Genomic DNA, 22,457 nt, shown 5'->3' with positions numbered 1-22,457 from the left:
CGGGGTTTTTTTATGCGCGCAGGTCAACTGACGCCGCGACGCCCGAGGAGTTTCTTGAACATGAAACCACGGGCCAGCATCAGGTGCGAGGCGGGCGGCAAAGATGCCACAGGTCCCGGTGCCGCAGTGCCGGATGACGGAGGGACAGGCACGTTTGCGGTTTTTTTGAGGGGCGCCGGTTGGGGCCGCTCCCAATGGCCGGACATGACGACCATGCCCAGCAGTTTGAGGGTGTTGCCGTAGTAGTCATGGTCCCGGATGGACTGGTGTTGCAGGTTGTCCCAGATGTTATTGAGCCACAGCTGATTGTCGGGGCTGATCATTGCGCTGACCCCGAGTGCCGCCACAAAGGCCGGCTCATTCTGCGCTTCATCAATGGTACTGCCGTCGATCCGGTAACCACTGTTGAAGTGACCCGGCTCATCGTGAGTGGTGGCGCGTGCCCAGCGGTTGAAAGTGGTCAAGGTGTACAGCGCGCGAGGGTCACCGTACATCAGGTAATCCAGGCCGATGCGCCACGGGTAACGGGCGGCATTCCACGAGTAGGCTCCGTCGTATTTGCCTTCCACCAGCTCGGGCCGCGCCGGGGTGAGCGAGGTGTCCAGGTGGCTGATAAAGTCCGGCACCAAAGCACTTTTGGCACTGTAGCGCTGCGTAAAGGTGCTAATGATCGAATAGGTCTTGTCGCGAACCGCCTGCCAGCGTTTATCCCCGGTCATGGCGAAAAAGCTGTAGAGGTGCGACTGCATGAAGTCCGAGCTGCGAGTCGTGTACTCCAGCTCTGCATCGCCGTCGGTACCGGCCCAGTCGCCGAGCATCAAATGGTGGGTCCTGGGGTGCACCTCGTGTTTCATGATCGCCGCCATGACCGTGTTGGCCTCGCTGCGATAGTCAATCGTGCCCTGGCTGCCCCATTTCTGGTCGGCCAGCAGCAGGGCGTAGGCGATGTCCAGGTCGCCGTCGGTGGCGCTGACGTCGCCGCGAAAGGCGTCAGTGGAGTCGCCGCATCCCTCGACCTGGTTCCAGGCCATCAAGCCGGGATCGGACGCTGCCGGGTGATCCTGGAAGTAGCGCACCATGGCGTCGAAGGTCTTTTGCGCGTCGTCATCGTAGTCCGCCATCATCACCGTGAGCAGCATGCCGTAACCATGGGCCTCGGACACCGTGATCGTGCCGGGCGCAGTGCCACCGCCCACCGGTTTGTGGTCGGCGTTGACCTTGACGAAAACCCGGCCGCTGCCGCATTCGCTCGACAGATACACCGCCTTCCAGTCCTTGTAGAACGTGACCAGTTGCTGATCCATGATCGCCTGGGACTGGCGATTGGGCAGGATGGTGCCGGGGTAATAGGGCGCGTGGACACTCTGGGCCGCGAGGCTGCCTGACCATGAACCGGCGGCCATGCACAGTGACAACACCAGCGTAGGCAGATGCCGTTTAAGGTGACGCATGAAATGACTCTCCAACCTGATCCAAAGGGCATGGACTCAGGATGGCGCGTGCGATCCTGAATCAGGTCGCGAGGTTAGCGGCAGCGGGGAGGTTCCACTGTCACAGGCTGTAACAGCCTAACCCGGGCGCAGCGCCAGGGTCAGGGTCAGGCGTGCACCGCCCAACGGGCTGCGGGTGATCGACAGTTCCCCACGGTGCCAATGGCTGGCGCGTTTGGCCAGCGCCAGGCCCAGGCCAAACCCACTGGGCTCGTCGCCGCCCATGGCCAGGCGCACGAAGGGCTCGAAGATCTTTTCGCGGTTTTCCGGCAGCACCCCGGGGCCGTCATCGTCCACATGCAGCACCAGCTGCTGGCCTTGGGATGAAGCGCTGACATTCACCCGTTCGCGGGCGTAGGTGATGGCGTTGCTCAGCAGGTTACGCACGATCAAATGCAGCAGGGCGCGATCACCGATCAGCTCCAGGTCGGCCGGGTCGGTGTCCAGGGTCAGCAAGCGATGGTGCCCGTCCAGCAGGGCGAACTCCTGTTGTAGCCAGTCATGGATATTGATCGGCTCATGCTGCAGGTCGCTGGGCGCATCGGCCAGCCGGGCAAAGGCGAGGCTGGCGCGAACCAGCGACTCCAACTCTTCGATGTCGGTTTGCAGGCGCTCCTGCAGGCGGGTGCGGGTGTCGGGGTCGGCACTTTTGCTCAGCAGCGCCAGGGCAAACCGCATCCGCGCCAGGGGCGTGCGCAGTTCGTGGGACACCGCCTGCGAGACCTCCCGGTGCCGCTCGCCCATCGACGTGATGTCCTGGGCATGCTGGCGCAAGGTCTGCTGCAACGGTGCCCATTCCTGGCTCATCGCCGGCAGCAGCGTGTTCGGCGTGCGGGCGAGGGTAGCAATGCTGGCGTTGAGGGTGTTGAGGTCGTGGGTGTACTTGCGCCGGGCACGCAACACGATCCAGAGAAACAGCACCACCGGCAGGCCGGCGACACAGGCGGTCACCCAATACACCGGATATTGCAGCAGGTCCTTCACTTCGGCGGTTCCCCACATGGGGCCGAATTGAATCACCGTGTCGTCGTCCAGCGGGAAGTAGGTGACGTCCTCATCACTGTTCTGCGCGGGCTGATGGTGGTCGAGCATGACCAGGGCTTCCGGCGGCAGCTCAATATCATCTTTTTTCACCAGGCTGACGGGGTACTGAAAGCGGGCTTGCAGCGCCTCGATATGCGCCTCCCGCTGTTCGGCGGGCAAGGCCTTGAGTTGTTCGGCCACCAGATAACCCGGGCCGGCCATCAAGCGCAGAAAACTGTAGTCGCCGACAAACACTGCTGCGTTCGTGCACAGCCACAACAGATAGAAGGTGAGGGCCGCCCAACTGGTGCCGGCGGCGATGGCCATCCACGGGCGCACTTTAGACAGCATGCTGGCTCCCCGTCGGGATTTCGACGAACAGGTAACCCTGCGCCGTGATGGTCTGGATGGTCACGGGGCACTCAAGGCTCATCAGTTTTTTGCGCAAGCGCGACACCCGCATGTCAATTGAACGATTCAGGCCGTCGTACTCCAGGCCACGCAGGCGCTGGAGCAGTTTTTCCCGGGTGAGCAATACGCCGCAATGGCGGGCGAAGATGGCGAGCAACTCGAATTCGGCCACCGAAAACTGCAAGGGCGCCTCGCCAAGCCAGGCGAAGTGGTTGTTCAGGTCCAGCCGAAACGTGCCCCACTGATAGTAGCTGCGGGGTGCCTGGGGATGGCGGCGCAGCAGCGAGCGGATTCTCGCCAACAACAACAGCGGGTCGATCGGCTTGACCACGTAGTCGTCGGCCCCGGCGGCAAACCCCACCAATTGTTCAGCGTTCTCGTCCAGGGCGGTCATCATCAGGATCAGCCCGGGGTAATGGTCGCGAATCTGTCGGCACAGGGTAAAACCGTCGATGCCCGGCAGCATCACGTCGAGGATCAACAAGGCCGGCTGCTCATCACGGATGCGTTGGGCAGCGCGGTCGCCACGGTGTTCTACCGCCACGGTAAACCCCTCGGCGCGCAGGAACTCGGCGGTGAGCGCCGCCAGGGGCAGGTCGTCTTCGATCAGCAGCAGGGTATCGGACATGGCTCAGCGGGATCATTGCCAAAAAAGTGCGCAGAGTGTTGCGCCCTTGCCCCCGGCAAGGCAAGGGGGGGGCATCAAGCGGTTGCGGCGGGGCGGTACAGCAAAAAGTAATACGCGCCCAAGCAAATCAGCCAGCTGAAAATCGCCGTCCACACGTTATGGGAAAGAAAGTGCGCGCCTTGCATGGTGCGGCTCACCGAAAGCACCGTGCCCAGCCCCAGCGCAAATATAAACGCCCAGCGCGCCATTCTTGGCCGGCGATCCCGCAGGGCAAAAAACAACGCAAACAAGGCAAACCCGGTCGCCGCATGCCCACCCGGCCAGCAACGGCCCGGCTTGTCGGTAGGCGGCCTGGGGCTAAGCAGTTCGCTGTAAGTCTCCTGGCCGCCAAACTCCTTGACGCTCCACGGGCATTGCACCGCGGTTACCGTCTTCAAGGGTGAGACAAACGAGGTAGCCAGGCCCAGGGACAGCACCAGGCAGCCCAGCTCCCGACGATAGGGCTTAAGCCGTTCAACAATAAAGGCTCCGGCAAACCCGGCGATCGCCAATACGGAAAACACGATCACCATCTGTTTGGCGCGATCGTGAAGAATGTCTTCGAGAAAAAAACTGTGCCGGCCCACAAAGCCGCCTTCGGCAGCGTTGTAGAACAGTTTGGCCACGTCCATGTCCAGCGATGTCAGCTCCAGCAACAGCATGACCACCGCCAAGACGGCTGGCACGCCGAGACCGAGCCAAAAGTTGAGGGGTTTGGAAACCGGGCGAACAGCGATTGCGTGCATGGTGAACTCAGATTCTAAAAAAAGCCCCGGGCAGACCTGGCCGGGGCGTTTCGGTTAGCGTGCGCTCACCTGGGGGACCTCGTCCTTGGGCGCCCTCCAGCTCAGCAACTGTTGTTTGTAGCCGTAACTGGCGCCCTGGTAGTAGGTAATGGCTCGCTGGATCAACGGGTCATCGCTGCCAACACGGGACTCATGGCTGTCACCCAGCGCCTGGTCGTGGCGGCGCAGGCCCTGGCGTGGGCTGAGGATCGCGAGGTCATTACCGTCGAACAAACCCAGGTACTGGTAATTGCCGACCACTACCCGTGGCGGCAGCGGGTTGTCTTGCAGCAGGTTGCGGCCAAAAAACGTCGACTCGTAGCTCAGGTTCAACAAGCCCAGCAGCGTCGGCGCGAGGTCGATCTGGCTGGCCAGCTTCGCGTTCTCGGCGGCATCAATCAGCTTGGGCGCATAGATGAACAGCGGGATCTGGTAATTGACCATGGGCAGGTCTTCCTTGCCCGCGCTGCCTGCCGTGTGGTCGGCGACGAAGATAAAGATGGTGTTGTCGAACCAGGGCTTCTGGCGCGCCGCCTCCAGGAACTGGCCGATGGCGTAGTCGGTGTACTTCACCGCGCCATTGCGCCCGTCGCCGGATTTGATATCAACGCGGCCTGCCGGGTAGGTATAAGGGCGGTGGTTGGAGGTAGTCATCAGCTGCAGCAGGAACGGTTGCTGCTTGGCATAGTCTTCGTCGGCCAGTTTCAGCGTCTGTTTATAGAGGTCTTCGTCGGCCATGCCCCAGGCGTTTTTGAAGCTGATTTCCGCTTCGGGCACGCTGCTCTGGTCGACCACCCGGTAACCATTGCCGCTGAAAAACGCGTTCATGTTGTCGAAGTAGCCACGGCCGCCGTAGACAAACACGCTGTCATAGCCGATGGCGTTGAGCTGCTGGCCCAGGCTCCCGAAGCCGCTCTCCCGGCCGATGCGCTTGACGATGGAGCGTCCCGGCGTCGGCGGAATGGCCAGGGTGATGGCTTCCAGGCCACGGTCGGTGCGGGTACCGGTGGCGTAGAAGTTATTGAAGTACAGGCTTTGCTTGCGCAGCGCGTCGAGGTTGGGCGTGAGGTTATTCGGGTCGCCGTTGCTGCCCATGTACTTGGCGCTGAAGCTTTCGATGGTCACCAGCACGATATTGGGTTTGCGCAGCGTGCCCGGGTTGGTAATGGCGCGGCGGATATCCAGTGGATCAGTGCCGATAAACCGTGCGTTCGGCTCGCTGAGTTCGGCGCGCAACTGCTTGGCGACCACATCCGCCGGGAGGCTCTTGTAGAACTGGTTATAGTCCAGCTCGTTATTACGGAAGGCGGCGAAGAACTGATACGGGCCGTTGCTCGCCAGTTCATTGTTGTAGGCGTTACCGCCCTGGCTGCGCGGGCTGTCCTGGTTGATCAATTGCAGGCTCAGGCCGGCCACCACCCACAAACCGAGTGCGTTGAGCAGGCGCTTGCGCATCGCCGGCAACGGCGCATTCATCGCCGCGTTGAACGGTTTACGCAAGGCCACGCTCAGTACGATGGCCATCACCGCCAGCAGGCTCAGCAGCTTGCCGATCGGATAGGACTCCAGCAGGTTGTTCAGCACCTCTTTGGAGTAAACCAGGTAATCCACGGCAATAAAGTTGAAGCGCACGCCGAACTCGTCCCAGAACAACCATTCGGCCACGCTGGTGAAGAGCATGGCGAACAGGCTGACGGTGAGTACGGCTTGCAGGAACCAGCGATGGCCCCGGCGACGCCACAACCCCGGCGGGCACAGCAGCAGGTACAGGCCCAAAGGCAGCGCAGCATAGGCGAGGAAGCCGAGGTCGTAGAGCAGGCCTACGCCAAATACCGGCAGCAGGTTACCGCTTACTTCGTCCAGGTGGGTTACCAGCAGCAGGAGGCGGGTCAGTAGAAAAACAACCAGCCAGGCACCGGTCACCAACAGCAAATAGCGCATTGGCGCCGTTTTTGGAAAACCCATGTCAATGTTCCTTATTTTCGATGGGCGCGATCTTCGCGCTGACACTGTAGTCAGGTTGTGAACCTATAGTGAAAAACTCGTTAAGTCCTGCAATCGGTTGAAAACAGTAATTGACACGGCCTTCAGCCCTAGCCGTGAGCCATACTTGGCCTTAAGCTGCGCGAGCCAACACGGCCGTTACCGCGTACGGAGACACTGCCCATGCGAATTTTATTGGTTGAAGACAACCGCGATATTCTGGCCAACCTGGCCGATTACCTGGGGCTGAAGGGCTACACCGTAGACTGTGCGCAGGACGGTTTGTCGGGCTTGCACCTGGCTGCAACCGAACATTACGACCTGATCGTGCTCGACATCATGCTGCCCGGCATTGATGGCTATACCCTGTGCAAACGCCTGCGTGAAGACGCGCGGCGCGACACGCCGGTGATCATGCTCACCGCCCGTGACCAACTGGATGACCGGCTGCAGGGCTTCAAGTCTGGCGCCGATGACTACCTGCTCAAGCCGTTTGCGCTGTCGGAATTGGCCGCACGCATCGAAGCGGTGCTGCGCCGTGCCCAGGGCGGCGGTCGCCGTGCCTTGCAAGTCGGTGACCTGAGTTACGACCTCGACACCCTGGAAGTCACCCGCGAAGGGCGCCTGCTCAAGCTCAACCCGGTCGGCCTGAAGCTGCTGGCGGTGCTGATGCAAAAAAGCCCTCACGTGTTGCGCCGCGAAATTCTCGAAGAAGCCCTGTGGGGCGATGACTGCCCGGACAGCGACAGCTTGCGCAGCCATGTCCATCAACTGCGTCAGGTGATTGATAAACCCTTCGCCAAACCGTTGCTGCAAACGGTGCACGGTGTGGGTTATCGCCTGGCCGAGGGTCGTGATGGAGTTTAAGCAAAGCCTTGCCCAGCGGATCATCATTGCCTTCGCCTTGATGAGCGCGCTGGTGGCGGGGGCCTTCGCCATGGGCATCGTCGCCACGGTGCACCTGGTGGAAGAAAAACTCATTTCGGCAGGCCTTGGCGGTGACTTGCAACGCCTGCTGCTGATGGACAGCGTCGAGGACTGGAGCCACCGTCCCGAGCCGGACCAGCTGTTCTACTTCAGCGGCGGCCCCGGCGATTTCGAGCTGCCCAAAGACTTGCGCCACCTGGACGCTGGTTTTCACGAGGTATTCCGCGAGCAGCTTTCCTACCACGCGATGGTCGAAATCGTCGACGGTCGCCGCTATGTCCTGCTGCAAGACCAGAGCGATTTCGAAGAGCGCGAGCGCGTGCTGTTTGCCGTGGTACTGGTGGGGTTTGTGCTTAGCCTGGCGCTGGCGGTGTTCCTCGGTTGGGTGCTGGCGCGCAAGGTCATGGCACCGGTGGTGCGCCTGGCTCGCCAGGTGCGCCATCGTGACCAGTTACTCGGCCTGGCGCCGCCCCTGGCCCCGGACTATGCCGCGGATGAGGTCGGTGAACTGGCGGTGGCCTTCGACGCGACCCTGGGCCGCTTGCGCCAGGCGTTGTCCCGGGAGCAGCTGTTTACCAGCGACGTCAGCCACGAGTTGCGCACCCCGCTGATGGTGCTCGCCAGTTCCTGCGAACTGTTGCTGGAGAACCCGGCGATTGATCAGCGCGGCCGCAAGCAGGTTGAGCGCATTGCGCGGGCCTGTGAGGAAATGCGCGAACTGGTACAGACCTTCCTGATGCTGGCCCGTGCCCAGCGCGAAGAGGCGGGCATGTCGCCCCAGGCCAACCTGGCGCAGGTGGCCGACGACCTGCTGGGGATCTGGCGTGAGCCGATCGAGCGCAAGGGCCTTGAGCTGATTTATCAGCCCGGGGCACCACTGGATACCCGCTATAACGCGACCTTCCTGCATGCGGTGATGGGCAACCTGCTGCGCAATGCACTGCATTACACCGAGCAAGGCTTTATCCGCCTCACCCTGGAGCCGAGTGGCTTTGTGGTGGAAGACTCCGGCGTGGGAATTCCCGAGGACAAGCGCGAAGCGATGTTCGAGCCGTTTGTGCGCGGCAGTGAAAAGCGCGGTGAAGGCCTGGGCCTGGGTTTGTCGCTGGTCCAGCGCATCTGCGAGAACCAGGGCTGGAGCGTCAGCCTCAGTACCATGGAGCCCAACGGTTGCCGTTTTCACGTCGAGTTGAGTCAGGTCAAACCCTGATGCCTGCCCTGCCGCTACCCTGCGGCAGACTCCTCGATTTTCGCCGAAGATGGCACCATGCCACGACTTGTATCTGCAAAGTTTTGTAATGTATACGATTCGACAGGACAAGTTTTTCACAATGTGTTGACCTGTTGATCACAGGATTCTGCTTAAGGTTGTAGGCATCAGTAACTGGAGACCCGTTGATGCCTACTCCGATCAAGCTCGAATTTTCCGAAAAGTACGACGATCAGCACGCGCAGAATTATTTGCTCAAACATCAGGACAATCTGGCTCGCCGGTTGTCCCACAAACGCGACGAGCAATTGGCGCGTGGTGCGCTGGCCATGGCCGGTGAGCCTGGCCTGGTGCTGGACTTGCCGTGTGGGGCCGGGCGTTTCTGGCCATTACTGGCAGAAAAGCCCAACCGCGTGATCATTGGCGCCGACAATTCAGCGTCGATGTTGAAGATCGCCACCGTCGCTCAACCGGCGGATGTGGTGAAACGGGTACGCCCCTTGCAGACGTCTGCCTTTGATATTGATTTGCCCGACAACGCAGTCGACAGCATTTTCTGCATGCGCTTGATGCACCACATTGGTGACCCCGAGCACAGGCTGGCAATACTGCGCGAATTTCAGCGTGTTACCCGCGACAGCGTGATTATCTCGTTGTGGGTGGACGGCAACTTCAAGGCGTGGAAACGCAAGCGTGCCGAAGTGCGGCGTCGCAAGAAAGGTGAGCAGGAAGGTTACCAAAATCGGTTCGTGTTACCGGCTGCTACTGTTGAGGCAGAGTTTGAACAGGCCGGTTTCCGTGTTCAGGAATCTCTGGACTTCATACCGCTCTACGCCATGTGGCGAGTGTATGTATTGCGCAAGAGGTAACAGGATGGCTGTCGAGTGTTTAGCAGGTAGTGAAGTAGCTCCCGAAGAGCGATTTGATTATTTCTGGCGCCAGCAGGGTGAGTGGGTCGAGGAACCCAATCGTCGTCGTGGCGGTGAAAGTGGTGTGCAACGGGTTGTGGGCACCAATGGTCGTTTGCTCTACAGCAAGCGCCAGACCGGCCATATCTACCGCAGTTGGCTCCATCCTTTTGGACGCCCCACTGTTTTACGTGAGCGCGATGCCCTCAAGGGCCTGCGTTTGCTGGATGTACGCGTGCCGGAACTGGTGTTCTGCGAAGCCCGCCGCGACCCTGAGCACCAATGGAAAGCGTTGTTGGTGACGGCGTCGCTGGACGGTTTCGACGAGATCGAAAACTGGTACGCCGCCGGTGGTCGCGAGCAGTATGGCGAGTTGGTGCATGAGCGCCTGCTCAAGGAACTGGCCGGTACCCTGGCGCGGATGCACAAGGGCCGTTGGCAGCATGGTTGCCTGTATATCAAGCATATCTTTGTGCGGGTGACGGGCGAGGGTGATGCGGCCAAGGTAGAAGTGGCGCTGCTGGACTTCGAGAAGTGCCGCCAGCGGTTGACCGCGTTTCGGGCGGCTCGGCACGACATGTTGCAGTTGCGTCGCCATTCGTCGTGGAATTCTACGGACTGGAAAAAACTCAGCTACTTTTACGAGACGGCGTTTGGCAGCGCTATCAAAGGTTTAACGTAATGAAGCTAGAAATTGCACGAGGTTTGTTTCTGTTGGGGGCGTTGGGCATAGCTGCCCTGGCCCTGGCTGCCTGGGAGCAGCCCCGGACACAAGTCCTCAGTGCGGTGCAGGGTGTCGGGCAGCAGTGCCCGATGCCGCGGATCGCCAAGGTCGGTGTCACGGCCAAGCCTGATCATGAGTTGTTGTTATTCATGTTCGGGATGTCCCAAGGGATGAGGCCACAAAGTTGAAGAGATTGAAGCCCAAATAAAAGGCCTCGCTGGTTCGAGGCCTTTTATTTGGGCTTGGGTTTTTGGGGATTGGGTGTATATCCGTTTCTTCGGTAACGGCCGCTATGGGTTCCGCTCTTACAGCGGCTCACTTTGGAAAAGCCCCAAAGTAAGCAAAGGGCTCTGCCCCGCCTGTCGGCACCTCGCTTAGGCTCGGTGTTCCCTCACTCCGGCATTGCTCCGCGGGCCGCCGCGACGGGGCGTTCCTGCCCCGTCGCGGCTAAACCGGCGTCCTGCCGGTTTACCCGCTCCTCAATCCCTGCGTTCGGCCTCGGGCTGAATGGGGCAGTCAGATCAAGATCAAAAGCAAGAGCACAGCGGCCTACAGGCCGGCTTGAGTGGTAGAAGCCAGATCAAAAGCGAAAGCCAAAGCGAAAACCAAATCTGAAACTGATGCAGCTCTGCTTTTCTGTGGGAGCTGGCTTGCCTGCGATGCAGACAACTCGGTTTTTCAGGTACACCCAGGCGATGCCATCGCAGGCAAGCCAGCTCCTACAGTGGACCGTGCCCGCTTTAGATTTTGATTTTGCCTTTGCTTCACACCACTCAAGCCGGCCTGTAGGCCGCTGTGCTGTTGATCTGCTGTTGATCTTGATCTTAGGCGCCCCGTTAAACCACGCTGGCCGAACGCAGGTAGTACGGAGCGGGTAAACCGGCAGGACGCCGGTTTAGCCGCGACGGGGCAGGGACGCCCCGTCGCGGCGGCCCGCGGAGTAATGCCGGAGAGAGGGCACACCGAGCCTAGGCGAGGTGCCGAGTGGTGGGGCAAGAGCCCTTTTGGTTACTTTTGGGGCTCTTTTCCAAAAGTGACCCGCTGTAAGAGCGGAACCCATATCAGCCCTGACCGCAGCAACGGATATACCCCCGATCAAACCAGATGCAGATGGTTATCCCAAAGCCCCGCCGGCAACTCCAGCGGCTTACCCACCAACGGCACCTGCCGACAATCATAAAACCGGCAACGCCCCTGACCGGAAGTCACCACAAACCCATCCGCCACCGCGCCCACCCCGGCACAGTCCGGCAACGGCCCGTCCAGCAGCAACTCAGCGCTGTCCATGTTCCAGATAAAGAACCGGTTTCCCCGGGGCGCCGTCAGCGCCACCAGTCGCAACTCACTGTGCACCGCCACACTGGCCGTGTAATGCCCCATGGCCTGCAACTGCTCATCCGCCACCGGAAACGCCACAAACGCCTGCCCCGGCCGCTTGATCGCCAGCAACTCCGAGCGCTCATGAGACGCCCCCATAAACTGCTGCCCGGCGAGGATCGTACCGTCGCTGGCAATCCCCATGTGCCGCACGCTGTTCATCTGCTGGCCCAGGGTCTCCTTGCTCAACAGTGCCCCGTCGCGCTGCATCAGGACCAGGCTCGGCTCCATGGCATTCAGGTTCATCTCGACCCGGCTCTCGGCCTCGGTACGAATCCCGCCGTTAGCCACCACCAGCGTCTCGCCGTCAGGCATCCACGACACCTGATGCGGCCCGATCCCATGGGTAGAAATCTCGCCGGTGTGCACCAACCGCTCACCCTCAAACCGATACACGCCCAGCAAGCCGCGACCCGGGTCGGAGGTGTCGTTCTCCGTGGCATACAGCCACTCGCCGTCCTTGTGAACCACCGCGTGCCCATAGAAGTGGCGATTGGCCTTGGAGGTGATGGTTTGCAGCAGCGCCCCGTCCCGCAAGTCGATCAGGTAGCTCTCGGTGCCCGGCCGACGGGCGACAAACAGCGCAATCGGCAGTGTCGGGTGGTTGATGATGTCGTGGCAACGCTGGCCGACCTGGGTGGCAAACACCTGCTTGCCGTCCAGGTGGAAGCCGACGGCGTAGTGCTTGCCGTCACTGTCATCCCGCGCCGAGAGCAGCAGCGGGCTTTTGCCCTTCTGCTTGAACAGCGTCCAGCCACCCAGGGTGATTGCACTGAGCAGCACGCTGCCGATCGCCAAAGCCTGTCGCCTGAGCATCATCAGTCACCGTCGTTGGCGTTAAAGCCCAGTTGGATGCCCAGCGCCTTGGCCAGTTCGCCTTCGTGCAGGCGGTGGACCACGTTGAGGCTGTCGTAGATATCGTTGAGTTGCTGGCGCCCGGCATCGTCGGCCAGCAGTTCGTTCAGCGAACGCTGGTTGCTGGCGAACAGTTTCAGGGACGCGGCATACGCGGCATCGATCTTGTCAGCCAACGGCTTTTGATCGGCCGGCAACAGGCCGCGCAGGCCTTTGTTGTCGACGCCGACCCAGACGGTCTGGGCGGCAGCCAGGCTGGCCTCCAGGCTTTGCAGGGACGACTGGCTGCGCCACGCATCGGCCTGGAACGGCTGCGGGATGCCCTTGGTCTGGCGGCCCATTGGCGTGCCGAGTTTTTTCTTCAGGGTGTCCAGCGCGGTCACTTGGACCCGCAGCAGGTCAGCGATGGCTTCGTGGGAATCGGCGTAGCGCTGGTTAGGAAACTTGGTCATCTGCGCCAGCATGCCGTCGGTGCTGTTCCAGCTCGAGAGGATTTCTTCGGCCAGCAGTTTCTGGCGCTCGCCAATGGCCACCAGCAGCGGGCAGTAACGGGCTTTTTGCGTCTCGTCCGCGAGGTCAGTCTTGGCGTCGTAGAGGATGTATTCGTAGGCCGACAGGCCCTGCACCACGACGCTGGATTTGGCCAATGCGGCGGCGTCGATCTGCGGTTGGGCGCTCACCAGTTGTTCGACCTGACGGCCCACCAGGTTTTTCTTGTCCGGCCAGAACTGCACCTGCCACGAACGGTTGCCCTCGGCCAGCGGGCCGATCAGCAACGGCTGCAACTCGGCCCAGGCTTTTTGCGCGTGCAGGAAGTCGGCGCGGGCGGTCTCCAGGCTTTCCTTGCCCTGGCAGTAGGCCAGGGCGCTGACGGCCAGTTGGCGGTCGGCTTCAACCCAGCGGCTGTAGGTCGGCAGGATCACTTGCTTGGCGATGGCCGCCGAGGTCACCGCTTGCGGGTCCTGGGGCGAGCACGCACCGAGGGCGAGGGCGGCCAGGCTGGTGAACAACAACTTGGGACGGAACATGTCGAGCTCCCTTCTGTAATTAGGATAAAGCTTATAAAGAATTCAGAAATGCCAGCAACGCAGCGCGCTGTTCGGCATTGAACGACAACACATGCTGCTGCGCCGCCTGGGCTTCTCCGCCGTGCCACAGCACGGCTTCCATCAGGTTGCGGGCGCGGCCGTCATGCAAGAACTGGGTGTGGCCACTCACGGCTTGCGTCAGGCCGATGCCCCACAACGGCGGCGTGCGCCAGTCGCGGCCACCGGCCTTGAATTCGCTGCGGTTGTCGGCCAGGCCGTCGCCCATGTCGTGCAACAGCAAATCGCTGTAGGGGCGAATCACCTGGTTGGCCAATTCAGGTTCGGCGGCGGTGGGCGCCGTGGTGAATTGCGGGGTGTGGCAGCCCTGGCAACCGGCCTGGTAGAACAGGTTTTTCCCGGCCAGCACCTGCGGCGCGTTGACGTCGCGGCGGGCGGGCACGGCCAGGTTGCGGGTGTAGAACAGCACCAGGCGCAGGATGTTATCGCTGACCTCAGGCTCGCCATCCGGGCCATTGCCGTTGGGCGCCTGTTTGCAGGCCACTTGTGCATCGGTGCAGTCATCGAACGGTCTCAGGGACGTGGTGAGGCCCATATCACCAGAGAACGCGTGAACATTTTGTTGATTGAGGTTCGGCTGCCCGGCTTTCCAGCCAAATCGACCGAGGACAGTCTTGTGTTGCGCATCGTCCCAGACCCAATTCGCCCGTCCGACGAGAGCTTCCTTGTCGGCGGTTTTCGGGTCGGTGTTGCGCAGGATGTCGGCGTCTGCAATCGCTTCCAGCAGCCCCAGGCCGATCATCGGCGGTGCAACCCGGGCCGAGAACCGCGTGTCGGGGTGCATCGGGCCGTAACCCAGCTGGGTGATTTGCAGCGCCGGCTTGCGCAGTTCGACCACGGTGCCGTCCTTGAAGCGGACATCGATCGGTGTGTAGTCGACCCGCACCTTGCCTTCCGGCGCGACGCCGGGTACGGCCATGTCCTGCAATTGCCCACCGTAGACCGGCTCGGGGACGACGCCCAGTTGCTCGATGACCTTGGCATAGGGCGGCGCATCGGGAATCGACAGGCGCACCAGCATCGACACCGCGTTGGGCGCATCGGGCAGCGGCGGATGACCTCGGCCGTCCTTGATATGGCAGTTCTGGCAGGCATTGGTATTGAACAGCGGCCCCAACCCGTCGCGGGCGGTGGTGGTGGACGGTGCAATCACCCAGGGGCTGCGGAAGAAACTGTTGCCCACGCTGAAGTCCAGGCGCCGGGTGGGCGACAGGTTGGCCGAAGGCAGCGAGAAGGCGTTCTGGTCGGTCTTCCTCACCGTTGCCGCGCCACCGGCACGTGCTTCGCCCGGCTCCGCTTTCGTGAATCGCGGGGCGTCATCGCAGGCACTCAGGCTCAGGGCCATCAACAGTGCAGACAGGCGAAGGGGCGAACGGGACATCAGTCTTCCTGAACGTAGGCTGAAAATAAGGCCGCAAAGTCTAACAGGGCAGGGCGGATTGAATAAGAGCAATTATCGTTTGGTGGTATCCGATTCATTCCCGCTAGAATGGCTGCACATTTTTCTCTGGAGGTGGCCAATGCAGGCTCTCGACGCTTTGCTCAACCGTGTTTCCGTGCCGCGACTGCTGGACCCGGCACCGACCCAGGAGCAGCGCGACCTGCTGTTCGCCGCCGCCATGCGCGCCCCCGACCACGGGCAACTGCGGCCTTGGCGCTTCCTGACAGTGGAAGGTGCGGCACGTGAGCGCATGGGCACGCTGCTGGCCGAAGCCGCCCGTCTGCAAGACGCCGACGCGCCCCAGGCGTTTATCGACAAGGCACAAAATGGCCCGCTGCGTGCGCCGTTGGTGGTGGTGGTGATTGCCCGCCTGCAAGAACACTTCAAGGTGCCCAAGTCCGAGCAGCGCCTGGCAGCGGCCTGCGCGGCCCACGGGATTCTGCTGGCGGCGTACGCCCAGGGGATCGGCGCGGTGTGGCGCACCGGCGAGTTGTCGTACTCGGCCCACGTCGCCAAAGGTTTGGGTTTGACCGGGGATGAGGAAGTGATTGGCTTCCTCTACCTGGGCACCCCACAAAACCCGCCGCGTACGGCGCCGAAGGAAGACCTGGCGCCGTTCGTGGCCGCCTGGACCGGGGCTTAAACCCGAAACTGATCCATCAGCTTCATCTGTTGGCTGGCCAGGGCATTGAGTTGGCTGCTGATGGCCGCCGACTCAGTGGCCTGGCCGGTCAGGGTTTCGGTCACGGTGCGGATCGCCGAGACGTTGCGGTTGACCTCTTCGGCCACCGCACTCTGCTGCTCGGCGGCGCTGGCGATTTGCAGGTTCATGTCGCTGATTACCGTCACCGCTTCGCTGATCTTGCCCAGCGCTTGCACCGCCTGATGAATCTGCCCGGCATTGTTCTGGGCCTGGTTCTGGCTCGAATGCATGGTCGCCACCACCCCGCGGGTGCCGGTCTGGATGCGTTCGATCACCAGGCGAATCTCCTCCACCGAATCCTGGGTACGCTTGGCCAGGTTGCGCACCTCGTCGGCCACCACCGCAAAACCGCGCCCGCTTTCCCCGGCCCGCGCCGCTTCAATCGCAGCGTTCAGGGCCAGCAGGTTGGTCTGTTCGGCAATGCTGCGGATCACTTCCAGTACCGAGCCGATCTGTTCGCTGTTCACCGCCAGGGCTTCGACTTCGGTCACGGCCTTGCTGACTTCTTCGGCCAGGGTGGTGATGTCGCGGGTGCTGCGTTCAATAATCTGCATGCCTTCACGGGCTGACTGGTCGGCGCCCCGGGCAGCGCTGGCGGCGTTTGATGCGCTGTTGGCCACGTCGTGGGCGGTGGCGCTCATTTCGTTCGAGGCCGTGGCCACCTGGTCGATCTCACGGAACTGCACCTGCATGCCTTCACTGGTCTGGCGCGCGATTTCCGAAGACTGATCAGCGGTGCCACGGGCTTCGGTGATGCTTTGCTTGATCTGCGCGATGGTCGGCTGCAGCTTGTCGAGGAAGCGGTTGAACCAGTTCACCAGTTCGCCGAGCTCATCCTTTTTCCCGTAGGCCAGGCGTTGTGTGAGGTCACCGTCGCCGCTGGCGATTTCCTTGAGCATGGCGGCCACGCTGTTGATCGGCCGGGTCACGCCGGTGGCCGTCAGCCAGATCAGCAGCAGGCCCAGCAAGCCGGCGGCTGCGCCCACCAGCAACGCCTTGACGGTGCCACTGGCCTGGGCCTTGTCGAGTACGGTCTGGAGTTTGTGGGCATCCGCCAGCAGCACTTCCTTGGGCAGTTTGATGACGATGCCCCAGGATTTGGCGTCGGCAATCGGCTTGACCGGGTACACCGCGCGGATCGTGCCGTCTTCCTCGCGGATCTTGCGGGTATCGTTGGCCAACAGTTGCACAATCTCCTTGCCTTCGGCACCGAGGGTGTCGATCAGGTTCTTGCCGACTTTGGCGGGTTCGCCGCTGTAGCCGGCGATCAGGCCCGTGCTGGAGAGAATCTCCAGGTGCCCGGCACCGTCGAACAGCTCTTTTTGCGCCGCATCGGTCGCGGCTTGCAGGGTGTTGAGGGCAAGGTCGACACCCACCACGCCAATCACTTTGCCGTCGACCAGCAGCGGCAGGGAAATGGTGGTCATCAACACCGGTTTGCCGGCCACCGTGTCTTCATATGGGTCCAGCAGGCAGGTGTTTTTGGTGTCTCGCGGGCAGGTGTACCAGATGTTGTAGGGCGTGCCGCTGAGGTTGAGGGTGGTCTTGGTCAGGTCCTCTTCGACCATCACCGTGTTCAGGCCCTCACCCCCGGCGCGGCTCCAGTAGCTGGAAAAGCGGCCTTTCTCGTTGGACACACGGGCGGCATCGTTGACGAATTCGCTGTCTTTGCCATCGAGCGCGTTGGGCTCGAACGACAGCCAGATGCCGAGCACCTTGCTGTTGCGGTCGAAGGCGGTTTTCAGGCTGTGGTTGAGTTCTTCACGCAAGGCCCCGGCGTCCAGCGAGCGCTTGCCGGCCAGGGTGCGCAGGTCCTTGATCTGGTCGGCGAGGGCGGTGACTACCAACAGGCTTTCGCCGAAGGTCTTTTGCAGTTGTACGGCTTGTTCGGCGGCCTTGGCCTGCAACAGGTTCTGCACGCTGTCGGTGAGCATTCGCGAGCTTGAGTCGCTGATCAGTTGGTCGTTCTGGTTGGTCTGGTAGAGGTTCATGCCGACCACCAGCGCGATCACCCCCAGCAGGCAGAGACCGGACAACAGCACGATTTTCAAGCGAATGGAGAGGGTGTCGAACATAGGTGTACCCGCGAATGGACTTATTAGTATGCAAGCTCACGCGAGTCCATTCGGCGCTATGCCCGGAACATCGGCTTGGGCCGGCGGTTCATGAGCGGGAGCCGATGAGCGGTAGGCGGGTGTCAGGTGGGTTGCGGGAGGCGTTCCGGCCGTGACCAGATCCACAGGTTGCCCATGCTCATTCCGGCGATGGCCAGGTAGATCGGCCAGCCGTGGTCGAGCATCACCAGCATCAGGCCGGCGCACAGCAACATGCTCACGGTGGCGCTGACCTTGGCGCGGCGGGCGATGATTTTGCCGTTGCGCCAATTGAACAGGATTGGCCCGAACAGCCGATGGTTTTCCAGCCAGGCACTCAGGCGCGGGGAGCTTTTGGTGGCGGCCCAGGCGGCCAGCAGGATGAACTCGGTGGTGGGCAAGCCCGGTACCACAATCGCAATCAAGCCGATGCCCAGGCTGACGTAGGCCAGCAGGCCGAACAGGACGCGGGCGATTTTGGACGAGGATTGGGTTTTGCCGGTCATTTTAGTGGGGCTTGCAGGGTGGAGTGGGTTGCAGATTATAGAGACTGGCACCCGATCAACTGTGGGAGCTGGCTTGCCTGCAAATGCAGACAACTCGGTGCATCAGGTACACCCCGTTGATGCCATCGCAGGCAAGCCAGCTCCCACATTGATTGGGTTTCTACAGAAAAATCAGGCCAGTTCAGGGCTGGTAGCGTACGCCTGTTCCAGCAACACGGTGAAGCGCACGAACGCATCAACCGCGCCTTTTTCCACTTCGGCTTCTTCCTCGGCGCTGAATTCCAGTGCGTCGAGGGTGCGGGTGAAGCTTTTCCAGCCTTCAGCGCGACCGCCTGCCGGTTCGCCCAGGTGACGGGCACCGAAGGTTTCGCTCAAGCCAAGGCCCACGGCACGCTTGATCAGGAACGCGGCGCCCAGCTTGGAGCCTTCGGACACGAACAGCCAGCCCAGCGCTTCGGCCTTGCTCGGGTTGTTCACGGCGCCGGCCACCGGGGCGGGTACTTCGGTGTCCAGGTCGCCCAGGTCCAGTTTGGCCGCTTCGGCACGGCAGCGTTCGGCCAGGTCAGGGACGATCTTGATCAGTTCGGCGTCGTTGTACAGCGCCACCAGTTCCGACTGGAACAGGTACTGCGCGACCACGAAGCGGGCGAAGTTGGCTTGGGTTTCAAACGGGGCGTGGGCTTTCACCAGGGCGTCGAGCTTGGTGTGCGGCTCGTTGGTGATCTGGTTCAGGCGTTGAGAGCGCAGGGTTGGGCGTTCAGCAGTAGAAGAAGCGGTCATGAAGATGTCCTTGAGAGGGGAAGCGTCTGGTTGCCAGGCTGTTATGAACTAGACGAACCAGAAGACGCGTCACAGTAAAAAATCCGCACCCCGGCGGAGATTATATTCCGCCGGGGTGCGGCTCCATGGGTCAGATGTCCCAGATCAGGTTGATCGCAAAGTTGCGGCCCGGCTGGGTCAGGCGGTCCAGGTTGGCCGGGCCGGTGACGCCGGCTTCGCCCACGCTGTCGTAGCTGCGCACGTCATCCCAGTTCCAGTATTTCTTGTCGGTCAGGTTGTACAGGCCACCGTTGATGGTCACGTCGTGGGTGACCTTGTAGAAGCCGGTCAGGTCGACGATGCCGAAGCCCGGGGTCTTGAACGGGCCGTTGGCGCTGTTGCCGTCGGGTGCGAAGAAGGTGGTGCTGTCTACGCGGTCCTGTTTCTTGACCAGGGTCCAGCTGACCAGGGCGCCGTAGTTCTGCTGGTCGTAACCCAGGCCGAACACGCCCTTGAGCGGGTTGACGCTGTTCAGCGGTTCGCCGTTGTCGTCATTGCGCCCGTAGGTGTAGGCAATCGAGCCTTGGGTATACAGGCCCTGCGGTGCGCCAAACGCGTCGAGGTTCAAGCGGCCCTTGGCCTCCACGCCCTTGATGGTGGCGTGCTTGATGTTGTTGGCTTCGAACTGCTGGACGGTGCCACCGGCGACGGAGGCGTCTTCATCGATGAAATCACGGTACTTGTTGTAGTACACCGCCACGTCAAACGAGCCCGAGTCGAAGTTGCCGCGAATCCCGGTTTCAACACCGCGGCTGCTTTCCGGCTTGAGGTCCGGGTTGGGTTCCACGGTGTAGCCCTGTTGCAGGTTTTCAAAGCGGCCATACAAGGCTTTGGCCGACGGCGTGCGATAACCTTCGGCGTATTGGCCGAACCAGGTGTATTGCTCGGTCAGCGCGTAAGTGATGCCGAACTTGGGCGTTACACGGTGCCAGTTCTTTTCCGAATCGCTGTGGTCGTAGATGCGTGTCGGGTCAACGGTGTTGAGGAATTCCTGAGTCAGCTTGGGTTTGAGCTGGATGTAGTCATAACGCACGCTGGGCAGGAAGGTCCACTTGTCCCAGGCGATCTGGTCCTGGGCAAACAATGCATAGGAGTTGATGGTCGGGTCGGGGAAGTCGCTGGCTTTTTTCACGCTGTCGGAGGCCGACGGGCTCGGGGCGCCGATGGCGGTGCAACCTGCGCCCACCGCCAGGCAAGTCGCGGAGCCTTCACGGGAGCCGGTGACTTTCTGCTGCTTGAGCGTGGTGCCGTAGGTTACGACATGGTCGGTTTCGCCGATGCTGAAGGCCTTGTCCAGTTGTGCGTCGAAAACCCACTGTTTCTCTTCGTACAGCGTGTCGCGTGTGCGCAATACCTTGCGCGATGGCTGGTAGATTTCTGCGGTGGTCTGGTCGGTCTTGGCAATCTGGTAGTTGAGGCTGGTCTTGATGTGATCGGCAATCGGCGAGTCGAGGGCGAACTTGTTCTCGATGCCGAAACGCTCACGGGTAATGGTGTCGTTGCCCGTACGGCCCCGATAGAAGTTAAAGCCCTGGCCACCGACGAACGGGCCGCCGACCGCGTTTTTCAGGTTGGTGTCGCGGTCATCCTTGAACTTCTCGTAGGTCAGGCCCAGGCGGTTTTCTTCACCGTAGTTCCAGCCCAGTTTGGCCAGCACGTTGGTGGTGCGCGCATCTTCCGGGTTGGCGCCGGTACGGGCCAGGCCGGTGGCGTTGTTGCCGTCGTAGGACTCCATTTCGTGGCCGTTGCGCTGGCTCAGGTGCAGCAAGCCGTCGAAGTCCTGTACGCGACCGGCGACGGTGCCGGAGGTCAGCCAGCTCTCGTCGGCGGAGCTGTAGCCGGTCTTGAGGCGGGCGCCGACATCCTGGCCGGGCTTGATGATGTCGTCCGGGTCGAGGGTGAAGTAGCTCACCGCGCCACCGATGGCGCTGCTGCCGTACAAGGCCGAGGCCGGGCCGCGCAGGATCTCCACGCGCTTGACGATTTCCGGGTCGACGTAGTTGCGGCGGGTCTTGGCGTAGGGGCCGTTGAAGAAGTTGTCCGGCACCTCGACACCGTCCACCTGGGTCAGGATGCGGTCGCCGTCGATCCCGCGAATGTTGTATCCGGCATTGCTGGAGCGGGTACCGGCACCACCGACCGAAACACCCGGCTCGTAGCGCACCAGTTCACGGATGGTGTTGACGTTCTGGCGGTCCAGTTCTTCGCGGTCATGCACCGTCACGGTACTGGGCACGCTGTCCACGGCCTGTTCCTGGCGGGTGGCGCTGATGGTCATTTGTTGCAGGGTGATGGCGCCGGCAGCGGCACGCTTTTCCAGGACGATGTTGTTATTGCTCAGTTTGCGATAGCCCAGGTTGGTCCCCACCAACAGCCGGTCCAGGGCTTTATCCGCCGGCAATGAGCCGCGCACGCCAGGGGACGACACACCCTGGCCCAGTTCGGCGGGCAGGCCGATTTGCCAGCCGGTCACGGCGGTAAAGGCGTTCAGTGCCGAGACCAGGGATTGCTGTTCGATGCTGAAACTGTAATTGCCCTGGCTGCGGGTGGCAGGCTCTGCGGCGCTGGCGACCATGACGGGCGCACCGGCCAACAAAATGGCGGCCGTCAGCAGGGACAGGCCCTGGCGGCGAACGGGCGAAGAGGACCGGCGGTTGAAACGAGAGGACATCGAGAGCGCTCCGGAAGGTACGAATCTTATAGGTGCGACACTGAATCAAATAGGAATCAGTTGCATTGGCTATAACGAGACGTACCGTCGCGGGCTATCGAGTAAAAATAATTCTCATTTAGTTCAGGATCACCAGCGCCGGGTATTCCGAAAGCTTGGCCGAGGTGATGTGGGCCAGCGAACGCACGACGTCCAGCGGTTGGTCGAGGCGGTAATTGCCGGTGACCGCGACGCTGGCGAGCTTGTCGTTGTTGTTGACGATCCAGCCGGGGTAGTAGCGGCGCAACTCGGCCAGCACTTCACTCATCGGGCAGTTTTCGAAAATCAGCCGGCCATCGACCCAGGCCAGGTCCTTGGTGGTGTCCAGTTTGGCCGGTTGGCCGAAGCCCTTTGGTCCGATGCGGATACTTTCGCCGGCGCTCAGGCGTACCCGTGCGTCGTCAAAGGTGTTGCTCAGGTCCACATCGCCACGCTGCACCTGAACCTGGGCTTCACCGTTCAGGTAGCGCACGGCGAAGGCGGTGTCGCGCACGCTGGCGCGCACCGGGCCGGCGTCGATTTCCAGGGGCAGGCCACGGCTGGGCAGCACTTCAAAAAACGCCTCGCCCTGATACAGGCGCGCGATGCGCTGGTGGTCCTTGATGCTGCTGGAGAATGCAGAATTGGTGTTAAGCAACACTTTCGAGCCATCGTCCAGCTGCAGGCGCTGGCGCTCGCCGACTACGGTGAGGTGGTCGGCCTGCAGGCGCATCGGCAGG

General features: G+C 61.7%; 19 protein-coding genes and 1 pseudogene. 6 read left to right on the top strand and 14 right to left on the bottom strand.

Annotation, left to right across the window (positions count from 1 at the left end; translation table 11 throughout):
* Positions 1-23: 23 nt before the first annotated feature.
* The 5 genes from MUM_RS0112265 to MUM_RS0112245 all read right to left on the bottom strand — a co-directional run bounded on the left by MUM_RS0112265 (position 24) and on the right by MUM_RS0112245 (position 6,341).
* On the bottom strand, positions 24-1,451 hold the full coding sequence (locus MUM_RS0112265; protein ID WP_010170015.1) for a glycosyl hydrolase family 8: 1,428 nt from the start codon (positions 1,449-1,451) through the stop codon (positions 24-26).
* Between the two features lie 117 nt (positions 1,452-1,568).
* Positions 1,569-2,864: a sensor histidine kinase gene (locus MUM_RS0112260; RefSeq protein ID WP_010170014.1), complete on the bottom strand. Its 1,296-nt coding sequence runs from the start codon at positions 2,862-2,864 to the stop codon at positions 1,569-1,571.
* Positions 2,854-3,552, bottom strand: a complete 699-nt coding sequence (locus tag MUM_RS0112255) for a response regulator transcription factor (protein ID WP_010170013.1) — start codon at positions 3,550-3,552, stop codon at positions 2,854-2,856. Before MUM_RS0112255 ends, MUM_RS0112260 begins: the two co-directional genes overlap by 11 nt.
* 74 nt (positions 3,553-3,626) lie before the next feature.
* Complete coding sequence (locus MUM_RS0112250; protein WP_010170012.1) at positions 3,627-4,337, bottom strand: phosphatase PAP2 family protein; 711 nt, start codon at positions 4,335-4,337, stop codon at positions 3,627-3,629.
* Between the two features lie 54 nt (positions 4,338-4,391).
* Entirely contained in the window at positions 4,392-6,341 is a 1,950-nt protein-coding gene (locus tag MUM_RS0112245) for an LTA synthase family protein (protein WP_010170011.1), read from the bottom strand.
* Between the two features lie 201 nt (positions 6,342-6,542).
* Between MUM_RS0112245 and colR the strand changes: the two genes are divergently transcribed.
* The 5 genes from colR (at position 6,543) to MUM_RS0112220 (ending at position 10,316) form a co-directional block, all read left to right on the top strand.
* Positions 6,543-7,226, top strand: a complete 684-nt coding sequence (gene colR / locus MUM_RS0112240) for a two-component system response regulator ColR (protein WP_003175870.1) — start codon at positions 6,543-6,545, stop codon at positions 7,224-7,226.
* Positions 7,216-8,496, top strand: coding sequence for a sensor histidine kinase (locus tag MUM_RS0112235; RefSeq protein WP_010170010.1), 1,281 nt, complete (start codon positions 7,216-7,218; stop codon positions 8,494-8,496). Before colR ends, MUM_RS0112235 begins: the two co-directional genes overlap by 11 nt.
* A 188-nt stretch (positions 8,497-8,684) precedes the next feature.
* Positions 8,685-9,365, top strand: coding sequence for a class I SAM-dependent methyltransferase (locus tag MUM_RS0112230; protein ID WP_003208584.1), 681 nt, complete (start codon positions 8,685-8,687; stop codon positions 9,363-9,365).
* Positions 9,366-9,369: 4 nt separating this feature from the next.
* Positions 9,370-10,086, top strand: a complete 717-nt coding sequence (locus MUM_RS0112225; RefSeq protein ID WP_029615863.1) for a lipopolysaccharide kinase InaA family protein — start codon at positions 9,370-9,372, stop codon at positions 10,084-10,086.
* Positions 10,086-10,316, top strand: coding sequence for a hypothetical protein (locus MUM_RS0112220; RefSeq protein ID WP_010170008.1), 231 nt, complete (start codon positions 10,086-10,088; stop codon positions 10,314-10,316). Before MUM_RS0112225 ends, MUM_RS0112220 begins: the two co-directional genes overlap by 1 nt.
* Before the next feature lie 907 nt (positions 10,317-11,223).
* Here the strand turns inward: MUM_RS0112220 and MUM_RS0112215 are convergent.
* Genes MUM_RS0112215 through MUM_RS0112205 form a run of 3 tightly spaced genes read right to left on the bottom strand, consistent with a single transcriptional unit; the run spans position 11,224 to position 14,847 of the window.
* Positions 11,224-12,321 (bottom strand): DUF1513 domain-containing protein, encoded by a 1,098-nt coding sequence (locus tag MUM_RS0112215; protein ID WP_010170007.1) that lies wholly within the window; start codon positions 12,319-12,321, stop codon positions 11,224-11,226.
* A 2-nt stretch (positions 12,322-12,323) separates the two neighbouring features.
* On the bottom strand, positions 12,324-13,388 hold the full coding sequence (locus MUM_RS0112210) for an imelysin family protein (RefSeq protein ID WP_010170006.1): 1,065 nt from the start codon (positions 13,386-13,388) through the stop codon (positions 12,324-12,326).
* Between the two features lie 31 nt (positions 13,389-13,419).
* Positions 13,420-14,847, bottom strand: coding sequence for a di-heme oxidoreductase family protein (locus MUM_RS0112205; RefSeq protein WP_010170005.1), 1,428 nt, complete (start codon positions 14,845-14,847; stop codon positions 13,420-13,422).
* 139 nt (positions 14,848-14,986) lie between these two features.
* On the opposite strand from MUM_RS0112205, the gene MUM_RS0112200 reads away from it, so the two are divergent.
* On the top strand, positions 14,987-15,550 hold the full coding sequence (locus MUM_RS0112200) for an NAD(P)H nitroreductase (protein ID WP_010170004.1): 564 nt from the start codon (positions 14,987-14,989) through the stop codon (positions 15,548-15,550).
* Here the strand turns inward: MUM_RS0112200 and MUM_RS1000000135005 are convergent.
* The 6 genes and pseudogenes from MUM_RS1000000135005 to MUM_RS0112175 all read right to left on the bottom strand — a co-directional run.
* Complete coding sequence (locus MUM_RS1000000135005; RefSeq protein ID WP_443216232.1) at positions 15,547-16,302, bottom strand: methyl-accepting chemotaxis protein; 756 nt, start codon at positions 16,300-16,302, stop codon at positions 15,547-15,549. The two genes, MUM_RS0112200 and MUM_RS1000000135005, sit on opposite strands and share 4 nt — an antisense overlap.
* 102 nt (positions 16,303-16,404) lie before the next feature.
* Positions 16,405-17,544 (bottom strand): annotated as a pseudogene (locus MUM_RS1000000135000) (PDC sensor domain-containing protein); the annotation flags it as partial.
* A 263-nt stretch (positions 17,545-17,807) separates the two neighbouring features.
* Positions 17,808-18,209, bottom strand: a complete 402-nt coding sequence (locus MUM_RS0112190; RefSeq protein ID WP_008435511.1) for a YbaN family protein — start codon at positions 18,207-18,209, stop codon at positions 17,808-17,810.
* Between the two features lie 171 nt (positions 18,210-18,380).
* Positions 18,381-18,989 (bottom strand): biliverdin-producing heme oxygenase, encoded by a 609-nt coding sequence (locus MUM_RS0112185; protein WP_010170002.1) that lies wholly within the window; start codon positions 18,987-18,989, stop codon positions 18,381-18,383.
* A 130-nt stretch (positions 18,990-19,119) separates the two neighbouring features.
* On the bottom strand, positions 19,120-21,699 hold the full coding sequence (locus MUM_RS0112180; protein WP_010170001.1) for a TonB-dependent receptor: 2,580 nt from the start codon (positions 21,697-21,699) through the stop codon (positions 19,120-19,122).
* Between the two features lie 118 nt (positions 21,700-21,817).
* A partial coding sequence (locus tag MUM_RS0112175; RefSeq protein ID WP_029615862.1) for a FecR family protein occupies positions 21,818-22,457 on the bottom strand: 640 nt, incomplete at its 5' end.

Source organism: Pseudomonas sp. PAMC 25886 (assembly GCF_000242655.1).
In the GTDB taxonomy this organism is placed as follows: Bacteria; Pseudomonadota; Gammaproteobacteria; order Pseudomonadales; family Pseudomonadaceae; genus Aquipseudomonas.
Note: the sequence above shows the minus strand (reverse complement) of the source record. Positions and strands in the feature narration are given on the sequence as shown.